The organism is Nostoc sp. (assembly GCF_036917555.1).
Classification (GTDB): Bacteria; Cyanobacteriota; Cyanobacteriia; order Cyanobacteriales; family Nostocaceae; genus Nostoc.
The window spans coordinates 1-20,954 of sequence record NZ_JBALDD010000063.1; the positions used below are offsets into that span (position 1 = coordinate 1).

Below are 20,954 nucleotides of genomic sequence, written 5' to 3' on the forward strand. Positions count from 1 at the left end.
TTTGAACTGGATGAATCCACCTTTGAACTCCGTTGACGAGTGTTTGAACTGGATGAATCCACCTTTGAACTCCGTTGACGAGTGTTTGAACTGGATGAATCCACCTTTGAACTCCGTTGACGAGTATTTGAACTAGATGAATCTACCTTTGATACTTGTGAATCAAAATACCTTCAAAAATCTTGATGTATCCTTCCTGCTCACCTACTGCCTACCATCTTCAAGATAAGCAAATTTTGTCACCCCTTCACGAAACAAGCTGTTTGAGATCGTAAAACTTTGTATTCTGAATTAATAAGTCTTAAGAGTTCTTTTAAAACTGGTGCAAGAAGATTTTCGGTTAATTGTTGATTTAGTTTTAGTTCTGGGCGTTGCAGCCTGTGGCGGACTATTAGCGGCACTTTTGCAACAACCCGTGCTGCTGGGGTATCTCATTGGCGGGATAGTCGTTGGGCCAACGGGACTGGGATTGATTAAAGAACTTATTCAAGTAGAGACTCTGGCACAGTTCGGGGTCGCCTTTTTATTATTCGCCTTGGGTGTAGAATTTTCCTTTACGCAACTCAAGAAGGTAAAAGCGATCGCTCTTGGTGGGGGTGGACTCCAAATTGCTTTGACGATTTTGGTGACAGTTTTAATATGCGGGTTAAGCGGAGCCTGGGGAGCCTTACCTGCTAAGGGGATGTTTTTGGGGTGTATTCTGTCCTTGTCTTCCACAGCGGTTGTCCTCAAGTGCTTGATGGAGTGCAACGAAACAGAAACACCCCACGGGCAAGTGATGCTAGGTATTTTGGTAGTCCAGGACTTGGCACTAGGACTAATGTTAGCAGTCTTACCAGCCCTCAACCAACCAGCAGAAACTATTGGCATTGCCGTCCTAACAGCGCTAGGTTCGATTGCTTTATTTGCTGCTGGGGCAGTAGCTGCGGGGATTTGGTTGATACCGCCTTTGTTGCAACTGCTAGCCCGTACCGAAAGTAAAGAACTTTTTTTATTAGGGGTTGTAGCCCTGTGTTTGGGTATTGCCCTGTTGACAGAACATTTGGGACTATCCATTGAGATGGGGGCATTTGTTGCGGGTTTGATGATTTCTGAGGTGGAGTACGCCGACCAAACCCTAACTTATGTTGAACCACTGCGAGATATCTTTGCCAGTTTGTTTTTTGCCGCCATTGGGATGTTAATTGACCCAGTGTTTTTGTGGAACAACCTAGAATTGATTTTGGGGTTGGTGGCAATAGTTTTCGTCGGTAAATTTTTGATTATCACGCCCCTAGTAAAACTATTTCGCTATCCTTTGAAAACAGCGATAATCGCCGGTTTGGGATTGGCGCAAATTGGGGAATTTTCCTTTGTTCTCGCTAGTGAAGGGCAGTCTTTAGGGTTAGTATCCCGACAAATATACTTATTAATTTTGGGAACTACCGCAGTCACTCTCATGCTTACTCCCTTTATCCTGCGGTTAATGCCATTTTTATTTAACTTTGCCGAATCAATGCCCTGGTTGAAACCGTATTTAGAAGAACAAGAGGCGCGGGATGTGTCGGAAGATTTGCCCTTCAAAGACCATGTGGTAGTTTGTGGCTATGGGCAAGTCGGCAAAAATTTGGTGAAGTTGTTGCTGCAACATGACCTACCTGTGGTAGTAATCGACCAATTGGAGAGTAGAATTCAGCAGTTACGTGAGGCTGGGGTGTCTTATGTCTATGGCAATTGCGTGAGTTTACACGTTCTGGAAACTGCTGGGGTGAATCATGCCAAAGGAATGGCGATCGCACTCCCAGACCCAATGAGTAGCCGTCTTTGCTTGAAACGCGCTTTGGAATTGCGCCCAGAGTTAGATTTGGTTGTCCGTGCTACCCAGGATAAAAGTATTGAGGTACTGTATCAATTAGGAGCTAGGGAAGTTGTGCAACCAGAGTTTGAAGCCAGCTTAGAAATGGCAACTCATTTATTAACTGGCTTAGGCTTGTTGTCGTCAGCTGTGGTACAACGAGAAATGCAGCAAATCCGCAACGATCATTATTTAGATTTGCGGCCAGAGCGTTCTGCAACTGAAGTTGCTCGTGATTTGCGCCAAGCCACCCGCGATTTAAATCAGCGCTGGTATCCTTTACCATCTGATTCGCCCTTAATTGGTATGAGCATAGAAGAAGCAGATATGCGCTACTTAACAGGAGCGAGTTTGATGGCAATTCGCCGCGCTGACGGCGAAGAAATCGATTATCCCAATAATCAAACCAAATTGGCACAAGGCGATCGCTTGCTGGTGGTGGGAGCAGATGAAGAACTAGCGGCTTTAGCAGAATTAGCTAAAGGACAAGCTGTTGTTCCTGGAGAAAATAGTGCTTGCCAGTGGGTTACAGTCAATGCAGATGCGCCAACACTAGGTAAAACCCTTGCAGATTTAGAGATCGGTAAGCAGTATGGAGTCCAGGTACAGGCGATCCGGCGCGATGGTAAATTTATTCGCTATCCTGATGGCGGCATGGACTTGCAAATCAGCGACCAAGTATTGTTATGTGGTGGCTTGACAGGTTTGAGTCAACTAGAACAGTTATTTGCGATCGCCACTAAAGTACCCCTTTCTATCCCAGTAGTAAAAGCTAGTGAGGCAGAAACTCTTTAAGCGCTTTTCCCTATAGATAATTTATGGAAGTAATCATTAATCATTAGTTATCACTTGTAATAAGAGTAATTTAATAAAAAATGAACTAATCCAATTAGCAAATATTGACATGAATAATTGTCAAAAAATTTTATTGTATTTTACATATAATTTCAGAGCTTTTCTGCATAATCTCTTGGTTTTTCTGCATAGCCTGTTGGACTTGCTTCATAAGCTGTTGGTTTTTCTGTTTAATCTGCTGGGATTTCTGTATAGACAGCTGTAATTCCTCTCTAATCAACAACTTCTCTGAGAGGAACAGCTTTGCAAGAGTTGCAATCCGCTTTACTTCTAGATTTTCAGTTTGCTCTTGAGAGCACACACGATCGCGTCCTGCTGCCTTTGCTTGATACAATGCTTTATCCGCCGTCACAATTATTTTTTGAAAGTTAGAGTTAGATATAGGAATTACTGTAGCTAACCCAGCACTCAGGGTTACATAAGAACTAACTTGCGAATTTTCATGGGGAATTGCCAGTTTGCGTACAGCAAAGCAAATTTTTTCTGCAATGTGAGCAGCACCATGTATGTCTGTGTTAGACAAAATTACAGCAAATTCTTCCCCACCATAACGGGCAACTAAATCAGCAGGACGTTGAACAGCATCTTTCATGACTCTAGCAATTTTACTAAGACAGCGATCGCCCATTGGATGACCATAAGTATCGTTGTAGGATTTGAAGAAATCTACATCAACAAGGATGAGGGAGAGGGGCTGTTGTGAGCGTGTCATGCGCCGCCACTCAATATCAAGATACTCTTCAAATCGTCGGCGGTTAGCTACTTGAGTTAAAAAATCGATAGTAGCTATAGTACTTAATTGCTGCAATTCTTCATTCTTCGCTTCTAGTTTTTGCTGAAGTTGGCGACGCTCTTTTTCTTGGCTGGCTACCAAAAACTGATAGTCCAAATTGCTTAAGCTTTTCCCCTGTAACCAGTCTAAAGCCTCTTGCAATGCCTGCCCCCACAGTAAACATGACTCATCTTGATAGCCGGATGCTAGCCAAGCACTAAATGTTGGACAATAAAAATGAAAATTGTCTAACTGCACAATCATCTTAATCTATATAAAAATTTAATTATATTAGACGCTTATTTGATTGATGTATTTTTTATTACTTTTGGAATATAAAAATCTCAAATGCAAAAGCAAGCGATCGCTAATCTATGCTAACTTCGGCTAAGAAGACATCACTAGTGGTCTGTAAAGTCAACTTTGACGAGTAAATAAATTCTTCAATTTCTCTTCTTTCCTTCTGACTTCTGGTGCGTCCGCTGCGCGTAGCTTGCTTCTTTGTAGGAGTGGTTCGTTCTTTTACCCTTCAAACCTTCGCTTGACAGAGTACTAGTACAACGCGGCGTAAAGAAACCTACTGTTTCATTACAGCCAGAAAGCGCAAAATTAAAGCTTTTTGATTTTTGAACGCCAGTTGCTTCTCCCTTCTCTACGAGACGCTCCGCGTTCGCGTAGCGTTCCGTTCGCGGAGCGTCCCGTAGGGAAGGAAAGGCGTTAGCCTCTTCCTTTGGGAGAAGGGGAGACGCTGCGCGAACAAGTCGGGAAACCGCAAGGGTGCACTGGCTCCTTTTGACTTCCGCCTTGCGGTACTAATTTGGGTTCGTAACGTTAAGGATTTTTTGTAGTGGTAGTAAAAATAATTTTTACCACTACAAGGTTTTCCTAATCTGGTAAATTTTAGCCAGCACCGTGGGAAGGGGCGTTTCAAACGCCGATTTTTGACTAACTCTTGGGTTTAATATAAGCGATCGCTTGTTTCCAAACGGTGTGCTGACTGTTTTCATCCGCAATACAGATACACTGTGGGTCTTGCCATAAAACCCTTCCTGTGAGTACATCACCAGTCAGCAGCTTTAACTCTACCGGCGTTGTTTGTTTAATTAGGTTTTGGACTTGTCTAATACTGGGTAAAGTGGTGTCAAATTCGGTAAGCATTTTTAGTAAAGATAAACCTACAAGGCAAAATAAAGAGTAACTAATCCTTGATAATTCATCCTTGAAGAAATGGCAATCGAATTTACTAAGTATCATGGTCTAGGTAACGACTTTATTCTGATTGACAATCGCTCATCATCTGTGCCTGTAGTGACTCCAGAGCAAGCCATCAAGTTGTGCGATCGCCATTTTGGTATCGGTGCTGATGGTGTTATTTTTGCCCTACCTGGAGAAAACGGCACTGACTACACGATGCGGATTTTTAATTCCGATGGTTCAGAACCAGAAATGTGTGGCAATGGCATTCGCTGTTTAGCTGGCTTTTTGGCAGACTTAGAAGGGGAATCCCGGAATCAAGACTCATATCGTATTCATACTTTGGGTGGTGTAATGACTCCCCAACTCTTATCTGATGGTCAAGTTAAAGTAGACATGGGTTTACCCAGGTTACTCGCTAGCGAAATTCCTACCACTCTTGCACCCACCCAAGAAAAAGTCATTTCTGTGCCGTTAGAGGTGGCGGGGCAAACTTGGGATGTCACCTGTGTAAATATGGGAAATCCTCACTGCATTACTTTTGTGGAAGATGTAGCAGCAATTGAGCTAGAAACCATCGGCCCAAAATTTGAGCATCACTCAGTTTTCCCTCAACGCATAAATACCGAATTTATTCAAGTGGTACGCCGTGACTATTTGAAAATGCGAGTATGGGAACGAGGTGCTGGGATTACCTTAGCTTGTGGGACTGGTGCTTGTGCTTCCTTGGTAGCTGGAGTGCTAACCGGGAAATGCGATCGCACTGCAACTGTAGAATTACCTGGTGGCCCCTTACAAATTGAATGGTCAGAAGTAGACCAAAGAGTTTACATGACAGGCCCGGCTGAACGAGTATTCACTGGGAAATTGTAACCGACTTACTCTTGGCATTACTCAAGTAGTAGTGCCATAGAAGTCTTGCAGCTACTGCCCGCCACGGTCGCCAGTGCTGTGTCATTGCTTCTAATTGAACTGGTGTTGGACGCGTCGCCAAGTTTTTGAGTTTTTGGAAAGCAATCGCGATCGCTAAATCGCCTTTAGGAAAGACATCAGGACGTTGCAGCGCCATTAGCAAGTAAATATCAACTGTCCAGTCTCCTATACCTTTGAGACGCTTTAACTCAGTTCTGATAGTAGTTTCGTCCATTGTTTCCAGCTTGGTTAGGTCAAGCTGACCAGTTGCGATCGCCTGAGCCAATCCACGACAGTATAGAATCTTTTGCCGACTGAATCCAATTCCTCTTAATTGAACATCATCCAATATCAGAAAATTTTCTGGCGTCAGAGTTACAACAACCCCAGATAATCGGGTAAATACAGCCCTTGCAGCCGCGACGGAAACTTGCTGTTCCAGAATTATGCACAATAGTGTTGCAAAACCTGCTTCTCTTTGCCACATCGGTGGAGGCCCCAGTGTCTCTAAAATCCGAGCCAAATCGCTATCAAGTTTGGCAAGCACCATTAAACCACGGGTTAAACTTTCTTCAGTCAGCGATTCTAGTTCAGGTGTTTGAGTCATGTTTGTAAAATTTCGACTCTTGTGTAAGCAGTTTTTGCTTGCGCTCAATTCCCCAGTGATAACCACCAAGACTGCCATCACTCCTCAGCACACGGTGACATGGTACAATCAGCGCGATCGGATTAGCTCCACAAGCATTACCCACCGCGCGGACTGCTTGGGGTTTGGCAAGATTACGGGCGATATCAGTATAAGTGCGTGTTTCGCCATAGGGAATTTTTTGTAATGCTTGCCAAACCTGTTTCTGAAATGCTGTCCCACGGATATCAAGTGGTAAATCAAGATGTGCCTCGCCTCCTGCAATAAAGTCGAGGATGGCTTGTATCCAGTCTTTGTGTGTGCGATCATCACGCCCGATCTGCGCTTGGTGAAATTCCTGCTTCAAAATGTGTTCAAGCTTGTCTGCTTCATCACCTAATTTTACGGCGCAGATACCCTTCTCTGTTGTTGCCACAAGCAAATATCCTAGTGAACATGGAGCGATCGCATAAACAATGTTAATTGTCTTTCCAGCTTGTTGGTAAGTCTTTGGTGTCATTCCCAGTTGTTTAGGTGCTTTCTCATAAAGCTGACTACTTGAACCATACCCCGTATCGTAAACTGCATCAGCAATTTCTTCCCCCGACTGAAGACGCTGTTTCAATCGCTGGCTACGCAGCGCATCTGCATATTGAAAAGGCGATACGCCAATTATTTGCTTGAATATTCTTTGTAGGTAACTGGGACTCATTTCCACCTGAGAGCATAATTCCGAGAGGGTTGGAATGTGGTCAACTTGTGCTTCAATATATCGACATATTGCTAAGATTTTAGCTGTATTTGGAACCGTTTCAGATTGTGGCTGACAGCGCTTACAAGGTCGAAAACCTGCAATTTCAGCATCTTGTACCGACTGCAAGAAACAAACTTGATTCCGATTCGGTCTGCGACTAGGGCAAATAGGTCGGCAATAAATACCTGTAGAGCGAACACCATAGAAAAACTTGCCTTCAAAAGCGGAGTCTCGATTGAGAACTGCTTCCCAGAAAGTTTCTTCTAAAATTTGTGTCTGTTGTAATTGCATTCATGTCTCCTTAAATCTATTGCAAAGTTTCCCACCTTAAAGTGTTCATTATTAGTTTTTGTCTTTAGGTAAAACTAGATTAAATGTATAGATAAACTATTTTCTATCTGATTGTTGCGATCAAAGTTAATTATCTCAGTTTTTTAATGTAAAAACTCGCTAAACGGGTGTTCACTACTCGATGAAACCGGGAACCTTAAATTAGGTCAACACAACAGAATTTTTATGAGTGGTGGTATTTACCTGATTCAGGATAATTGTCAATTAGTTGAGATGAAGGAAGAACCTTATGAATCAGAGAATGGGCTACAAAAGCTACTAGCTGACTATTCAAACCTTGCAGATTCAATGGGGTACAGGTAGAAGTTAGGCTTCTTTTGTCCCTAAATTTAATTACAAGGGAAAAAATCGCACTTTTTTCCGAGTTTGGAGTAATGCTACTGTAGAAATTTGTGCTTACGAGCCACCATTCAATTTAGAATAAAAGAAAGCAGAACTTCTGACTCGATTTAAATCTGTTGTAGGAACATCAATTTCTATTAATCCTTATTGCTGGTATATTCCCTTTTCTACTCTGAATGATAAGATGGTTATTAGACAGTTTTTGGAAGTACTTGTCTGGGCTATTCGCGAAATTAAATTATCATAATTTTGTATAGCAATCCTATTTAGTTTGTGATAATTGCAACCCATATATCCCCGACTTAATAAAATTTGTTGGGAATCTTGTTTCTTACGAATGATTCAGGGTAGGCAATTACTTACCAAATTTCTGCTAAATCTAAAACAAATCCTGGCAAAATATTTTCTCCCGATAGAGTTTTAGGATTTTGTGAAATCTCAACTTCTCGATTGGAACGATAAATTTCTACCTGTTGCTGTCCTCTATTAATTAACCAGCCTAATCTGGCGCCATTCTCCATATATTCCCTCATTTTGGCTTGCGTTTTTTCTAAGGAATCACTTGGAGACATTAACTCAACCACAAAATTGGGACACAAAGGAGCAAATCTTTCTTTTTCTGCTTCACTTAAAGCATTCCACCGTTCCATTTTCACCCAAGAAGTATCTGGAGAACGCTCTGCACCGTTGGGAAGTTTGAAACCACCAGAAGAGTCAAAGGATTTACCTAGCTTATTTTGACGACTCCAAGCTCTTAATTGATAAGTTAAATCGGCATTACTGTCACTAGTACTACTCCCCGTAGGTGGCATAATAATTAATTCCCCTGAAGCTGTCCGCTCAAACTTTAAGTCTCGATTATTTTGACAAAGCTGAAAAAATTGCTCGTCAGTCAAGTCGATATTTAATTCGAGGGTAGGAGGTAAACTGACGGTGGTAGTATTCATGTTATCAGTTTGGATGGAAGCAATAGATCTATTCTAGTAGATAGTTATTGTTCCCAAAATCAGGGTCTGTTTTTCAAGGATAGGAGAATAAGCTGATGTGCAGATAATCTTACGCAAAGACACCGAGATGCTATTTGAACGACGATTAGCTGACTACAAAATTTTATTAATTAATCATCTATTAGATATTTCTATAAATTAGTTATTATCCATAACCCTTGTAGAGACGTAGCAGTGCTACATCTTTACATTTTCTTTGCATTCCTTTGTATTTAAAAAAGCTACGAATTTATGCAAAACTGTACTTAGTGTTCAGAAAAGGATAAAACCTTTGCCTGAAAGTGACTCAGCACTCCTGAACTGATTCGCTCTTTGACAAATGGTTCACCCGATTGGGTGAATGCGATCGCAGCATCCAGAACTACTCTGAAAGTAGAGCCACTTTTTTTGTTGTTAGCGATGTCTACGATGGTCACTGAGCTTTGTCGTTGGCGCAGCCTCTCGTAGAGAAGGGTGTCGAAGTGCGGGCTACGCCTACGCGCTGACAGCTAAAAACTTTTACAATGGCTATGATTACCTTGAATATTATGCCAATTGCTTATATATCAAAGGGTCTAAGAGTGGATGAAATTGTAAAATCACCGCAGAAACCAGATTTTCTACCAGAGAAGACCGCTTTGTTGGAAACAATTGCTACCAATTTACCAGGGACGATTTTCCAAATTCTGCAACGTCAGGATGGTTCTATATTTATCCCTTATATTAGTTCTAGTTGTAAATATTTGTATGAATTAGAACCAGAAGCTGTACAGGCAGACTTTCAGGTGTTATACAAACTGATTCATCCACAGGATATAAAAGCTTTTACAGAATCTATTGCTGTTTGTCGTACTACTCTTACACCTTGGCATTGGGAAGGTCGGATTGTTACGCCTAGTGGCAAACTTAAATGGATTCAAGGTACTTTACAACCCGAATTACAAGCAGCAGGTGATTTTCTTTGGCATGGCTTGGTTATGGATATTACAGACCAAAAACAAGCCCAAGAAAAATTGCAAGAGAGTGAGGCACGCTATAAAGCAATTTTGGATGCTATCCCCGATTTGATGTTTCGCATCAGCCGCGATGGTGAGTATCTAGATTTGAAAAGTGAGGGCGCAAATATCACTCTATCGAGAGAAGAAATCGTTGGAAAAAATTTGCAAGAGTTATTGCCGAGTGATGTTGCGGCAATTAGTCAAGTAGCGATCGCTAAAACTTTAGATTCTGGAATTTTACAAACTTGTGAATATCAACTACCAACATCTTTGGGGGTTAGAGATTATGAGGCGCGGTTGGTAGTGAGCGGCGCAGATGAAGTATTAGCAATTGTCCGAGATATCACAGAACGCAAACAAGGAGAAGTCGCCTTACAAAATCTTGCCCAAAAATTTGCTAAAGCTTTTAGTTGCAGCCCCGATTCAATTACCATTAGCACGCTGCAAGAAGGACGCTTTATCGAAGTTAACGACAGTTTTGTGAATCTTTCAGGTTATGGGCGAGATGAGGCAATTGGTAAAACTTCTTTTGAGTTAAATCTTTGGTTACACGATCGCGATCGCCTAAAGTTAGTGCAAGAGTTGCAAAGCACAGGAGTCGCTCGGAACTTGGAAATTGAATTTCGGCAAAAATCTGGCGAGGTAATTACAACACTGCTGTCAGCCGAAGTCATTGATTTAGATGGTGCTCCTGCCATTTTAGCAGTGCATCACGACATTACAGAACGCAAACAAGTAGAAGCACAATTACGCTTTTGTGCCCAACGCGATCGCTTGTTGGCAGAAACCCTAGTGCGAATTCGGTCTTCGCTTAATTTAGAGCAAATTCTTCAAACCACCGTGACGGAAGTTAGGCAATTTCTCCAAGCAGATCGAGTTTTCATTGGTTTAAATAATGCCAATTTAGGAGTCAGAACTATTGCTGAATCAGTAGATCCCAAATATCCATCAGTCTCAGGTTGGTCTACTAATGATGAAGCTTATTTACAAGAATTACGAAATTTACTAAAAGATAATCTTGTGCGTGTCGTTGAAGACATAACCCAAATAGAAGTATCTCCCAAAGTCAAAGCACACTATCGAAAATTCCAAACAAAGGCGACTTTGGCTGTACCAATTATGCTAAATAATGAATTGTTTGGCGCATTAATTGCCAATCAATGCTCAGGTTCGCGTCATTGGCAGCCAGTAGAAATTGATTTGTTACAGCAGATGTCAGAACAGGTAGCGATCGCGATTCAACAAAGTCAGATATGCCAAAAGCTAGCAGAACTCAACACTAATTTAGAACACCAAGTCCAAGAACGGACAGCACAGTTGCAGCAGAAAATGCAAGAAGTTGAAAATTTGCATCGTGTCAAAGATGTTGTTTTGCATACAGTTGCCCACGATTTACGAACTTCGGTGATGGGTAACTTGATGGTATTAAAGAATTTGTTAAATCAGCGAGTGGGGAGTGAGGAAGCAGGGGAGCATACTTCGACTCCCTTCTCTACGAGAGGCTGCGCCAACGACTACGCTCAGGGCAAGTCGCTCAGTAACCAGGGGAGCAGGGGGGAAATTACAGCAAGTCTTTCCCCTCTGCCTCTTTCCCATTCCCAATCCCCAATCCCAATATCTCGCTCAATCATCGAGCGAATGATTCAGGGCAACGACCGCCAACTGACAATGATTAACTCATTGCTAGAAATTAATTCCTGTGAAAAACAGGGTATTGAGATCAAACTAGAACCTGTGCAACTTAGTAGCCTACTGGGCGAATGTTCCTCCCAGTTGGAACCCATGCTGACACAAAATCAAGCGACTTTGAAGAACTTGGTTCCCGCAGATTTACCGTTAGTAATGGCAGATGGAACTCGATTACAGAAAGTTTTGGTAAATTTAATCGCACATGGCTTGCAGAATAATCCACCAGGATTAAATTTTACCTTGAGTGCTACTGTTGAGGCGGGAATGATTCGCACTCAGATTCAAGATGACGGTGTACTAATGAGTAAAGTAGAGTGCGATCGCCTTTTCGATCTCCATGTCCGCGATCCTCAAGACTGTTGCTCTACAAGCATTGGCTTAAAAATGTATCTTTGTCGGAAAGTCATTAAGGCGCATGGCGGCGAAATCGGAGTTATGAGTAACCGCAAGCGTGGATTAACTTTCTGGTTTACACTACCTTTAGCAACTTCATCCGCAACAAATCGCCCATAAATCACCAAAAAATGAGAGGGTGTTATTTATGGCAATGTTGAGTAAGGGAAACACCCTCAAGGTATGGGCAAAGTTGCTCGGATGCTAATAACTACTCCATTTACAACAGTGCAAAGCTGGTGGAGAAAAACCTTTTCTGCACCAACAACAGATGAAATCACTACTCTTTATAGAGCTTGGCGTAATCGTTTCTTGTGGCAGAGATTACGTTTATGGTTATGGCTGGCGCTGATTTGTCTATTGTCTTTTACTTTGCGAGACATTTACAGCTTGTTTTTTCCTTTTGCAGAGTTGCAGCAACTACCAGAAGTACTTAGAACTCAGCGCCTAGTAATTAATGTTACAATGCTTGCAATATTAATTATTTGCTTTGCTTTACACAAAACTAAATTAGGTCGTCATCGACCAGATTTATTATTTTTAGGGTCTTCTTGGTCAATTAGTTTAGCATCACAGTTGTTTGCAACTCTTAGTGGTTTTGCGCTACCCGATACCATTGGTTGGTCACTGTTGTTCTTGAGCCAAGCTGTGTTGATGCCTGTCTGCTGGATTCTTCACTTGCTGACTCAAGTGAGTGTGCTGATTTACTATTTTGGTGTAAATACAGTACTTGGGCTAAAAACACCAATCCCCGACCACCCAGGAATATATAATGTAACGTTCATTTTATACATTTTCTGGTTTTGTACTATATGTGACATCGGTGTTTATCTGTACGATCGCCTGCAACGTTCGGAATTTTTCGCTCGTAAAGAACTGGAATCTGCCTACCAAAAACTCAAGGTTGCCGAAGCTAAATATCGCAGCATTTTTGAAAACGCTGTTGAAGGGATTTTTCAAAGCAGTCCCGATGGACATTACATTACGGCAAATCCTGCTTTAGCACGTATTTATGGCTACTCCTTAGCGCAGGAGGTGACAGCAAATTTCACTGATATTGAACAATTATATGTCGATCCGAACCGTCGGGCAGAATTTGTGCGCCTGATGGAAAAGTATGGCAGTGTTTCCGAGTTCGAGTCCCAAATTTATCGCCGAGACGGGAGTATTGTTTGGATTTCAGAAAAAGCCTACGCAGTCTGCGATGAACAGGGAAAATTGCTTTACTACGAAGGTTTGATTGAAGACATTACCCAGCGCAAGCAAACTGAAGAAGAACTACGAGTATTTTTCCATGCAGTTTCCCATGACTTACGCAACCCAGTGCTGGGTACTTTAATGGTACTGAAGAATTTGCTTGCCCGTTCAGAGGAAAATATTGCCATTTCCCGCTCAATTTTAGAGCGGATGATTCAAAGTAGCGATCGCCAACTGAACTTAATTAATTCGTTGATGGAAACTCATATCAGCGAGGTGCAAGGTGTTGTTTTACAACTTCAAGCCGTACAATTACTGACAGTTGTCGAAGCTGCGATCGCTGATTTAGAGCCATTACTAGCACAAAATCAAGCCAAGCTGACAAATTTGGTATCCGCAGATTTGCCATTAGTGAATGCCGACCCCACGCAACTATGGCGAGTTTTTTCTAACTTAATCGTCAACGCTCTGAAACATAATCCCCCAGAATTGCTTTTAACAATCAATGCTACCCGTAAGGATAAGATGATTTATTGTACTGTTAGTGATAACGGTAGGGGAATTAGTCAACAACAAAGCGAGCGGCTTTTTGACCTTTACTTTCGGGGTACAAGTATCGGCAATTCTGTAAGTTTGGGATTGGGGTTGTATCTGTGTAAGCAAATCATCCATGCTCACGGCGGCGAAATCGGTGTAAACAGTGCATTGGATGCAGGGGCAACATTTTGGTTTACCTTACCAATTAGTAGCCCATTTACAGGATGAAGTTGCTAATTAAACCTTTTTGTTACCAAAAATATTTTTTTAAATTTGCTATTATTCAGGAAAAAAGAAACGAATAGAACAACCAAATCCGGGTAAAAGTGGCGATGTTATTTCATCATCGCCTAACAAAGTAGCAACTAAAACCAATTGGGCTTTTTCTCGCCGATAAACTTCGACTTTTTGAGTAAAACGATCAACAATCCAATACTCACGCACGCCTTGAACTGAATAAAGTTTCAACTTTGCTTCTTTGTCTCGAAATTCATTTTGTTTACCAGGGGATAAAACCTCTATTACTAACTCTGGTGCGCCTGTCAAATGTCCCGCTTCATCTTCAATTTGCGCCAGTCGTTCTCGACTTACCCAAACTACATCCGGTATAACGCTATCTGCTTGCGAAAAAATCACTCCTGGAGCCACAATTGTTTCCCCTAAACCACTCGAATCTGACCAAACATCGAGTTGTCGAGCAATTTTTACACAAACTTGTTGATGACGGCGGTGAGGAGTGCGAGTCACAAAGAGTTCTCCATTAATAATTTCATAGCGCGTCCACTCATTTTCGGGTAGAACCTCTAAATCGTGAATTGTCCAGCGTACTCCCTCAATGGCTTGGTTCATGATTGTCCCCGTTTGGCTTGTTGCCTTTGTTTAATTTTATCTTTCCTTCGGACAAGGGAGCTATGGTATTTAAATTAGAACCATAATCAAAAACGGAAGATCAGGCGAAACTCTGTATGCTGACATTTACCCAACTGAAACCACCTAATTGCGATGCCGCAGTTACTTTTACTCTGGCGCTGACAGCAGAAGAACGTACCCGCAGTCGTCATCGCTTTGAAACTGAAGCTGGTAAGGTTGTATTTTTACATTTACCCAGAGGGACTGTCTTACATGATGGCGATATTCTGCAAGAAGAAACCCATAGCAGTTTAATCAGAATTACTGCCAAACCAGAACTAGTGCTGACTGCCTTTGCCCAAACACCACTTTTATTATTACGGGCAGCATACCATCTGGGAAATCGCCACGTACCTGTAGAAATTACTCCAACTTATTTACGCTTGTCCTCAGATTCAGTTTTATGCACGATGTTAGAACAATTGGGGTTAGAAGTTAAAGAGGAAATTTTACCGTTTCAGCCAGAATTGGGAGCTTATGGACAACACTATCATGCTCACTGATAGCCATCTTTTGAGTATTTTGCAGCTGGCTAGCCCAGCTTTACCTGTGGGAGCATATAGTTATTCTGAAGGCTTAGAAATGCTCGTAGAAAATGGTACGATCGCTAATCATACACATCTCAAAGATTGGTTAAAAGCAGAGTTGCTCTACGGGGCAATTCGGCTAGAGGCAGCAGTGATGGTACGATCGCAGCAAGCTGTAGAAACAGGTGATGTTGAGTCCCTATGCCGTTGGAATCTGTGGTTATCGGCTGCTAGGGAAACAGAAGAATTACGCGCCTCTAGTTGGCAGATGGGGCGATCGCTCATCCAATTACTTGGTAAACTAGAACCGCAGATTGTACCTATTGCCAATATTGTCGGTAATCCGTGCAATTATGCGATCGCTTTTGGTATTGCCGTTGCCCATTGGCAAATCAGTATCAAAGCCGCATTACTGGGATATCTGCACAGTTGGGCAAGTAATTTGATTACTGCTGGCGTAAAACTCATCCCCCTTGGACAAACAGCAGGACAGCAGTTATTGCTAGATTTGCAACCATTACTCAGTGCTGCGGCATTAGAAATTCTCGCGTTGGAGGACGATCAACTCGCCTGTTGTAGTTGGGGTTTGTCGCTAGCGAGTATGCAGCATGAAACGCAGTATACAAGGTTGTTTAGGAGTTAGTCATTGGTCATTAGTCATTAGTCATTGGTTAAAAACTAAAGAGTAATAACCATGTATCAAGGACAAATAACAAAGAACAAATAACAAATGACAATGAATGCATTTCGAGTAGGGGTTGCTGGGCCAGTGGGTTCGGGGAAGACGGCTTTGGTGGATGCTTTATGTAAAGGATTGCGTGAGCAGTATCAGATTGCGGTGGTGACGAATGATATTTATACTCAGGAGGATGCTCAGTTTTTAGTGCGTTCTCAGGCGTTGGCAAGCGATCGTATTTTGGGTGTAGAGACTGGTGGTTGTCCTCACACTGCTATCCGCGAAGATGCTTCGATGAATTTGGCGGCAATTGAACAATTAGAAGAACGTTTTCTCGATTTGGATTTGGTATTTTTGGAAAGTGGCGGCGATAATTTAGCTGCTACCTTTAGTCCAGAATTGGTGGATTTAACGATTTACGTCATCGATGTTGCGGCTGGTGATAAAATTCCCCGCAAGGGTGGCCCCGGTATTACTAAATCTGATTTGTTGGTGATTAACAAAACTGATCTAGCACCCTACGTTGGTGCAGATTTAAGTGTGATGGAACGAGATGCTAAAAAAATGCGCGGCGATAAACCTTTTATTTTTACTAATTTAAAAACTCAGTCTGGACTTGCAGATGTAATTAATTTTGTTTGCATAAATATCTGTTGAAAAGAATTTTATAACCCACCTCTGTGGGTTTTGCCTGTATAGACGCGGTTTATGAGCCTTTGAACTCGGAAGTTGAGCCTTTGAACTCGGAAGTTGAGCCTTTTTACTCGGCAGTTGAGCCTTTGAACTCGGCAGTTGAGCCTTTGAACTCGGCAGTTGAGCCTTTTTACTCGAAAGTTGAGCCTTTTTACTCAGAAGTTGAGCCTTTTTACTCGGCAGTTGAGCCTTTTTACTCGGCAGTTGAGCCTTTTTACTCGAAAGTTGAGCCTTTTTACTCGAAAGTTGAGCCTTTTTACTCGAAAGTTGAGCCTTTTTACTCGGCAGTTGAGCCTTTTTACTCGAAAGTTGAGCCTTTGAACTCGGAAGTTAAGGCTTAACTCTTTGTCAAAGTCAATTTTTTTAACGAACCGCATAGACGCAAAGCGGCTTCCCGCAGGGTGGGGCGCATTCGCGTAGCGTCTTGTAGAGAAGAACGCAAAGAAAGAGAAGGAAGAGAAGAAAGAAATGCTTAACCCAAGTGTATTGGTTTATAACCGCCCTTTGAACTATAAAGCCCGTAGATGACGATTTCGCACCCGTTCAGCACTACCGGTAGGAATCGCAGCAATTAATTTTTGCGTATATTCCTCTTTGGGTTCTTGGTAAATGCTTTCGGCTGTGCCTTCTTCAACAATTTGACCACGATTCATGACTAAAATGCGATCGCTCATAAATTTCACCACACTTAAATCGTGAGAAATAAAAATATAGGTAAGCTGAAAGTCTGACTGTAACTCTTTGAGAAGATTTAATACCTGCGCCTGTACTGAAACATCCAGCGCTGAAACTGATTCATCGCAGATGATAAACTTAGGATTTAACGCCAAAGAACGGGCTATGCAAATCCGTTGGCGTTGACCGCCAGAAAACTGATGAGGATAGCGGTTAATTGCATCTGCACTCAACCCCACCCGTTCTAAGAGTTCGACTACTCGCTGGCGTCGTTGTTGCTTTGTTTTACCAACGGAGTGAATTAACAATGGTTCCATTACCGCGTCCCCAACCTTCATCCGGGGATCGAGGGAACTAAAAGGATTTTGGAAGACTATTTGCATTTCCCGCCGCAGTTTTTGCAACCGTTCTCCTTTGAGGCTAGTAATATCTTGTTTCTCAAAGATAATCTGACCACTCATCGGTTCAATTAATCGCAGCAAGGTTCTACCAAGGGTGGTTTTACCGCAACCAGATTCTCCCACCAAACCTAGTGTTTCCCCTGGTTTGACATCAAAAGAAACGCCATTAACTGCCATATTGTAGCGTTTTGTCCCACCAAACACCCCGCGCACTGGAAAACCAACTTTCAGGTTGCGGATTTGCAGTAGGGGTTCCAATTCATTGAAGTTTGCCAATCTTTCAGCAATCTCTTCAGTGGTCACTTCTATGGGTTGTGCAGGTTCTTTTGGCTGAATTACTACTTGTCCCGTTGGTGTCTCTTCTGCACTCATGTAGTCGGAAACGGTGAGTAATTTTTGGGGACGGCGGTTGAGTGTGGGGCGACAAGCTATCAAGCCTTTAGTATATGGATGCTGGGGACTGCTGAAAATTTGTTCAGAAATACCAGATTCGACAACTTTACCTTTATACATCACCGCTACTTGGTCAGCAATTTCTGAAATTAGCCCCAAGTCGTGAGTGATGAAAATCATTGCCATGTCACGGCTTTGCTGCAATTCTCGCATTAACTCCAAAATAGTCGCTTGCACCGTCACATCCAAAGCTGTGGTTGGTTCATCGGCAATTAAGATTAATGGGTTGCAAGAAATTGCCATTGCAATCATCACCCGTTGCAACTGACCCCCAGAAAGTTCATGAGGGTAGCGTTCTAGCATGGCTTCTTTGTGTTCTTTAACCATCTGTGCCAACTTTGATGGTTCTAGTTTCGATGAATTGCTGTTGGTTTGATGGTCACTGAGCTTCTTGCCCTGACTTGTACTGAGCGTAGCCGAAGTAGCGTTGTCGAAGGGTGTCGAAGTGTGCCAATTTTCGATATACTGCTGTTGAATCTCTTCATTGCTAGGTAGAAGTTTAACCTCTTGCAGACCTGCGATCGCAATTTGTCGTGCTTGGGCTGCTGACACATTTTGATGCCGCATAATCGCTTCTGTTAGCTGAAACCCGATGTTATAAACCGGATTAAGCGAACTCATCGGTTCTTGAAAAATCATGGCGATGTCGCCACCCCGGTGTAACTGCATTTGCTCAGGAGGCAATGTTACTAAATCGATGGGGTTAGCATTCTCTTGAGGACGAAACCAGATTTCACCACCAGTCACCATACCGGGAGTTTGCAACAAACTCATCACAGCTAGGGCTGTCACTGATTTACCACTCCCCGATTCTCCTACTATTCCTAGAGTTTCACCTCGATGCAGCTCAAAGGAAATACCATCCAAAGCTCTGACGTTATTGCCATCACCGGGAAATTCAACTTGGAGATTGCGAACCTCTAGGACAGTTTCTCTCATAAGAGTTGGGTATGAATCTTAACTTAAAATTATTTGGATTTTAACAATAGTTTTAATGTATGTGTAGGTAAATCAGTAGTTAAGTATGTCTAGTTTTGATTGAGTTTGATTTGTGGTTGCGCGTAGCGCAACCGTACATCTCGTTGCATGTAGATCGAATTCGACTCTGTGCTTGAAGCACTTTGGAGTCTGATAACTTGCAACTTGGGTTACTATCGTCGCGAATAATCATCCACATCGGGCGAAAATTCACGTTCTGCCTCACCTACAACTGGTGCGCCTGATTCGCCTAAAGCCCTTGAATAGAATAAACCTGCCAATATCGCACCTAAAATTGGAGCTACCCAAAACAGCCATACTTGCTTAAACAGTTCTACACCAGCAAAAAGTGCTGGACCAGTACTACGAGCAGGATTGACTGATGTATTCGTTATGGGTATGCTAATCAAATGAATCAGTGTTAGTGCCAAACCGATAGCAATTGGTGCAAAGCCCTTTGGCGCACGACCATCTGTTGCACCTAAAATCACAATTAAAAAAATGAAGGTAAGTACAACCTCTGTAATGAAACCAGAAGCCAGTGAATAGCCTCCAGGAGAGTGTGCTCCAAAACCATTTGTCGCTAATGGATTGGAACCAGAAAGCGTAAATTCTGGTTTACCACTGGCAATTAAATAAACTAGACCTGCGGCTAATATTGATCCCAATACTTGAGCAATAATGTATGGAAGCAACTCAGAGGCAGGAAAACGCTTTCCTGACCAAAGACCAAATGATACAGCAGGGTTAAAATGAGCGCCAGATATATGACCAACTGCGTAAGCCATAATTAGCACTGTTAGACCAAAAGCCAGAGCAACACCTACAAAGCCAATTCCTAATTCATTGGCTTTAGCGTCTGGAAACGCTGCTGCAAAAACAGCACTTCCGCAGCCACCCAATACTAGTACAAAAGTACCTACAAACTCTGCTAAACATCGTGTAAGAATTGATACCATAAATAGTTCCTTGCTTAAGCAACTGATTGAAAGCATTATAAATTAAGCGTTAAGAAATTTCTTTAAATCTTGTAACTACAGATTTAGCGCCAACACTATTAAACTTATTAACTTTTATAGATGGTTGCAATAGCTTCCTAAAATGTGCTGGAAAACCTTGATTTTTCGTTTTTAGTTCTCAATCAGCTTAAGCTTTGTAGCACAAATCTTATTAGTGGGATAGGTTCTTACTATAGTGGTTCCTAATTTGGTGAGGTACGTTTTCAAAGCTACTAACCTTGGTAAAAAAGATTTGAATGTACCTCAGTTGCTTAGGAAATGGTATAACTTTCTCTATTCCTAACTCACTCGATAGCTAAACTAAGCGATGTCTCACGAGAAGACGCAAAGCGTCAACGCAGACAAAAAAAATAGCACATCCTAAAGGATAGCTATTTGTAGAAATTGTCTAATCGTAATGCTTTTTGCTAAGTATAGTTAGCAAATTGAATACACACTAAACAACTTTAGAACGGAATATCATCTGGATCTGGTTCTTCCTCTTTCACTGCTGGATAAGTGGTTCGTTCATAGTTTGTGGGTTGGGGTACGGGTTCGTAAGTTTTCGTTTGGGGAGCAACGCCAACAGGATTTGTCGCTGGGGTAGGCGCTGGACGTGGTGACTCGTAACTAGGAACCTCTTTCTGTGGAGGACGAGATGCAGAAGATGGTTGTCGGGGAGCAGTTTCAGTGAATGATGGAGTTACGGTTGCTGAGGGTAATGGATCGGTATTAAAACTACCTCCAACAGATTGAATTTGTTGCACTGTCAATTCAGCACGTTTTTCTTTAAAACCTTCTTGACGATCAACAGTATTCATAGTTAAACGTCCTACCAGGATGACACGATCGCCTTGGTGGTAGTTTTGCTGAATTTCTGTCGCTAAATTCCCCCAGCCAACAACTTTTAGCGTGGCTGGCGGATCTTCTGGTTTCTGGGAATTGGGAAACTGCACTAGCATTTCCGTGACTCCCAGATTATCCGCTGTATAGCGGAGTTGCGGCTCGTTAATAATTTCTGCCATCAAAACGCAGCTGTTCATTAAAATTACTCCTGCAAAAAGTACTGATTCAAAAAGAGGGGGTTTTTCTATGTAGTGCCAATTAATATCTAGATAGGTTTAATTGTTTGCATTTTTTAATAATGTTTGAACAAATTTTCTACATCCACTCTGAGTTTTTAGTCCTTTCTAGCATAAAAGCCA

Annotated in this window: 18 protein-coding genes; 8 read left to right on the plus strand and 10 right to left on the minus strand. The window is 42.2% G+C overall.

From position 1 onward, the window contains the following. The first annotated feature begins 322 nt into the window (after positions 1-322). Positions 323-2,629, plus strand: coding sequence for a cation:proton antiporter domain-containing protein (locus V7K60_RS22430; RefSeq protein ID WP_334928473.1), 2,307 nt, complete (start codon positions 323-325; stop codon positions 2,627-2,629). A 130-nt stretch (positions 2,630-2,759) separates the two neighbouring features. Here the strand turns inward: V7K60_RS22430 and V7K60_RS22435 are convergent, their stop codons facing one another. Together V7K60_RS22435 and V7K60_RS22440 are read right to left on the minus strand one after the other, a co-directional pair. After that, positions 2,760-3,725, minus strand: a complete 966-nt coding sequence (locus V7K60_RS22435; protein ID WP_334928475.1) for a diguanylate cyclase — start codon at positions 3,723-3,725, stop codon at positions 2,760-2,762. A 681-nt stretch (positions 3,726-4,406) separates the two neighbouring features. After that, positions 4,407-4,619, minus strand: coding sequence for an Hfq-related RNA-binding protein (locus V7K60_RS22440; RefSeq protein WP_334816384.1), 213 nt, complete (start codon positions 4,617-4,619; stop codon positions 4,407-4,409). Positions 4,620-4,688: 69 nt separating this feature from the next. On the opposite strand from V7K60_RS22440, the gene dapF reads away from it, so the two are divergent. Next, positions 4,689-5,528, plus strand: coding sequence for a diaminopimelate epimerase (dapF, locus tag V7K60_RS22445; RefSeq protein ID WP_334928477.1), 840 nt, complete (start codon positions 4,689-4,691; stop codon positions 5,526-5,528). On the opposite strand, the gene V7K60_RS22450 is transcribed toward dapF, so the two are convergent. The 4 genes from V7K60_RS22450 to V7K60_RS22465 form a co-directional block, all read right to left on the minus strand. Further along, positions 5,512-6,174, minus strand: coding sequence for a DNA-3-methyladenine glycosylase family protein (locus tag V7K60_RS22450; RefSeq protein ID WP_334928479.1), 663 nt, complete (start codon positions 6,172-6,174; stop codon positions 5,512-5,514). The genes dapF and V7K60_RS22450 overlap by 17 nt on opposite strands. Next, positions 6,158-7,237, minus strand: coding sequence for a bifunctional DNA-binding transcriptional regulator/O6-methylguanine-DNA methyltransferase Ada (ada, locus tag V7K60_RS22455; protein WP_334928481.1), 1,080 nt, complete (start codon positions 7,235-7,237; stop codon positions 6,158-6,160). Before ada ends, V7K60_RS22450 begins: the two co-directional genes overlap by 17 nt. A 761-nt stretch (positions 7,238-7,998) precedes the next feature. Next, a complete protein-coding gene (locus V7K60_RS22460; RefSeq protein WP_334928483.1) occupies positions 7,999-8,586 on the minus strand; it encodes a Uma2 family endonuclease in 588 nt (195 codons plus the stop codon). A 305-nt stretch (positions 8,587-8,891) separates the two neighbouring features. Next, positions 8,892-9,062, minus strand: coding sequence for a hypothetical protein (locus tag V7K60_RS22465; protein ID WP_334928485.1), 171 nt, complete (start codon positions 9,060-9,062; stop codon positions 8,892-8,894). 144 nt (positions 9,063-9,206) lie between these two features. Between V7K60_RS22465 and V7K60_RS22470 the strand changes: the two genes are divergently transcribed. Beyond that, positions 9,207-11,825: a PAS domain S-box protein gene (locus V7K60_RS22470; RefSeq protein ID WP_442944446.1), complete on the plus strand. Its 2,619-nt coding sequence runs from the start codon at positions 9,207-9,209 to the stop codon at positions 11,823-11,825. 63 nt (positions 11,826-11,888) lie between these two features. Beyond that, positions 11,889-13,667, plus strand: coding sequence for a PAS domain-containing sensor histidine kinase (locus V7K60_RS22475; RefSeq protein WP_334928489.1), 1,779 nt, complete (start codon positions 11,889-11,891; stop codon positions 13,665-13,667). A 51-nt stretch (positions 13,668-13,718) separates the two neighbouring features. On the opposite strand, the gene V7K60_RS22480 is transcribed toward V7K60_RS22475, so the two are convergent. Continuing rightward, entirely contained in the window at positions 13,719-14,288 is a 570-nt protein-coding gene (locus V7K60_RS22480; protein WP_334928491.1) for a Uma2 family endonuclease, read from the minus strand. 116 nt (positions 14,289-14,404) lie between these two features. Between V7K60_RS22480 and ureE the strand changes: the two genes are divergently transcribed. The 4 genes from ureE (at position 14,405) to V7K60_RS22500 (ending at position 16,585) form a co-directional block, all read left to right on the plus strand. Continuing rightward, the gene (gene ureE / locus V7K60_RS22485) at positions 14,405-14,851 is read left to right on the plus strand and encodes an urease accessory protein UreE (RefSeq protein ID WP_334928493.1); all 447 of its coding nucleotides are present in this window, start codon (positions 14,405-14,407) and stop codon (positions 14,849-14,851) included. Next, a complete protein-coding gene (locus tag V7K60_RS22490) occupies positions 14,826-15,518 on the plus strand; it encodes an urease accessory protein UreF (protein WP_334928495.1) in 693 nt (230 codons plus the stop codon). The genes ureE and V7K60_RS22490 overlap by 26 nt, the downstream gene beginning before the upstream one ends. Positions 15,519-15,611: 93 nt before the next feature. Beyond that, entirely contained in the window at positions 15,612-16,208 is a 597-nt protein-coding gene (gene ureG, locus V7K60_RS22495; RefSeq protein ID WP_334929382.1) for an urease accessory protein UreG, read from the plus strand. A 23-nt stretch (positions 16,209-16,231) separates the two neighbouring features. After that, positions 16,232-16,585: a hypothetical protein gene (locus V7K60_RS22500; protein WP_334928496.1), complete on the plus strand. Its 354-nt coding sequence runs from the start codon at positions 16,232-16,234 to the stop codon at positions 16,583-16,585. 168 nt (positions 16,586-16,753) lie between these two features. On the opposite strand, the gene V7K60_RS22505 is transcribed toward V7K60_RS22500, so the two are convergent. From V7K60_RS22505 to V7K60_RS22515, 3 genes are all read right to left on the minus strand, one after another. Beyond that, positions 16,754-18,712, minus strand: coding sequence for an ABC transporter ATP-binding protein (locus V7K60_RS22505; RefSeq protein WP_334928498.1), 1,959 nt, complete (start codon positions 18,710-18,712; stop codon positions 16,754-16,756). 212 nt (positions 18,713-18,924) lie between these two features. Further along, complete coding sequence (gene aqpZ, locus V7K60_RS22510; protein ID WP_334928500.1) at positions 18,925-19,710, minus strand: aquaporin Z; 786 nt, start codon at positions 19,708-19,710, stop codon at positions 18,925-18,927. A gap of 506 nt (positions 19,711-20,216) precedes the next feature. Then, a complete protein-coding gene (locus V7K60_RS22515; RefSeq protein ID WP_334928502.1) occupies positions 20,217-20,792 on the minus strand; it encodes a single-stranded DNA-binding protein in 576 nt (191 codons plus the stop codon). Positions 20,793-20,954 lie beyond the last annotated feature (162 nt).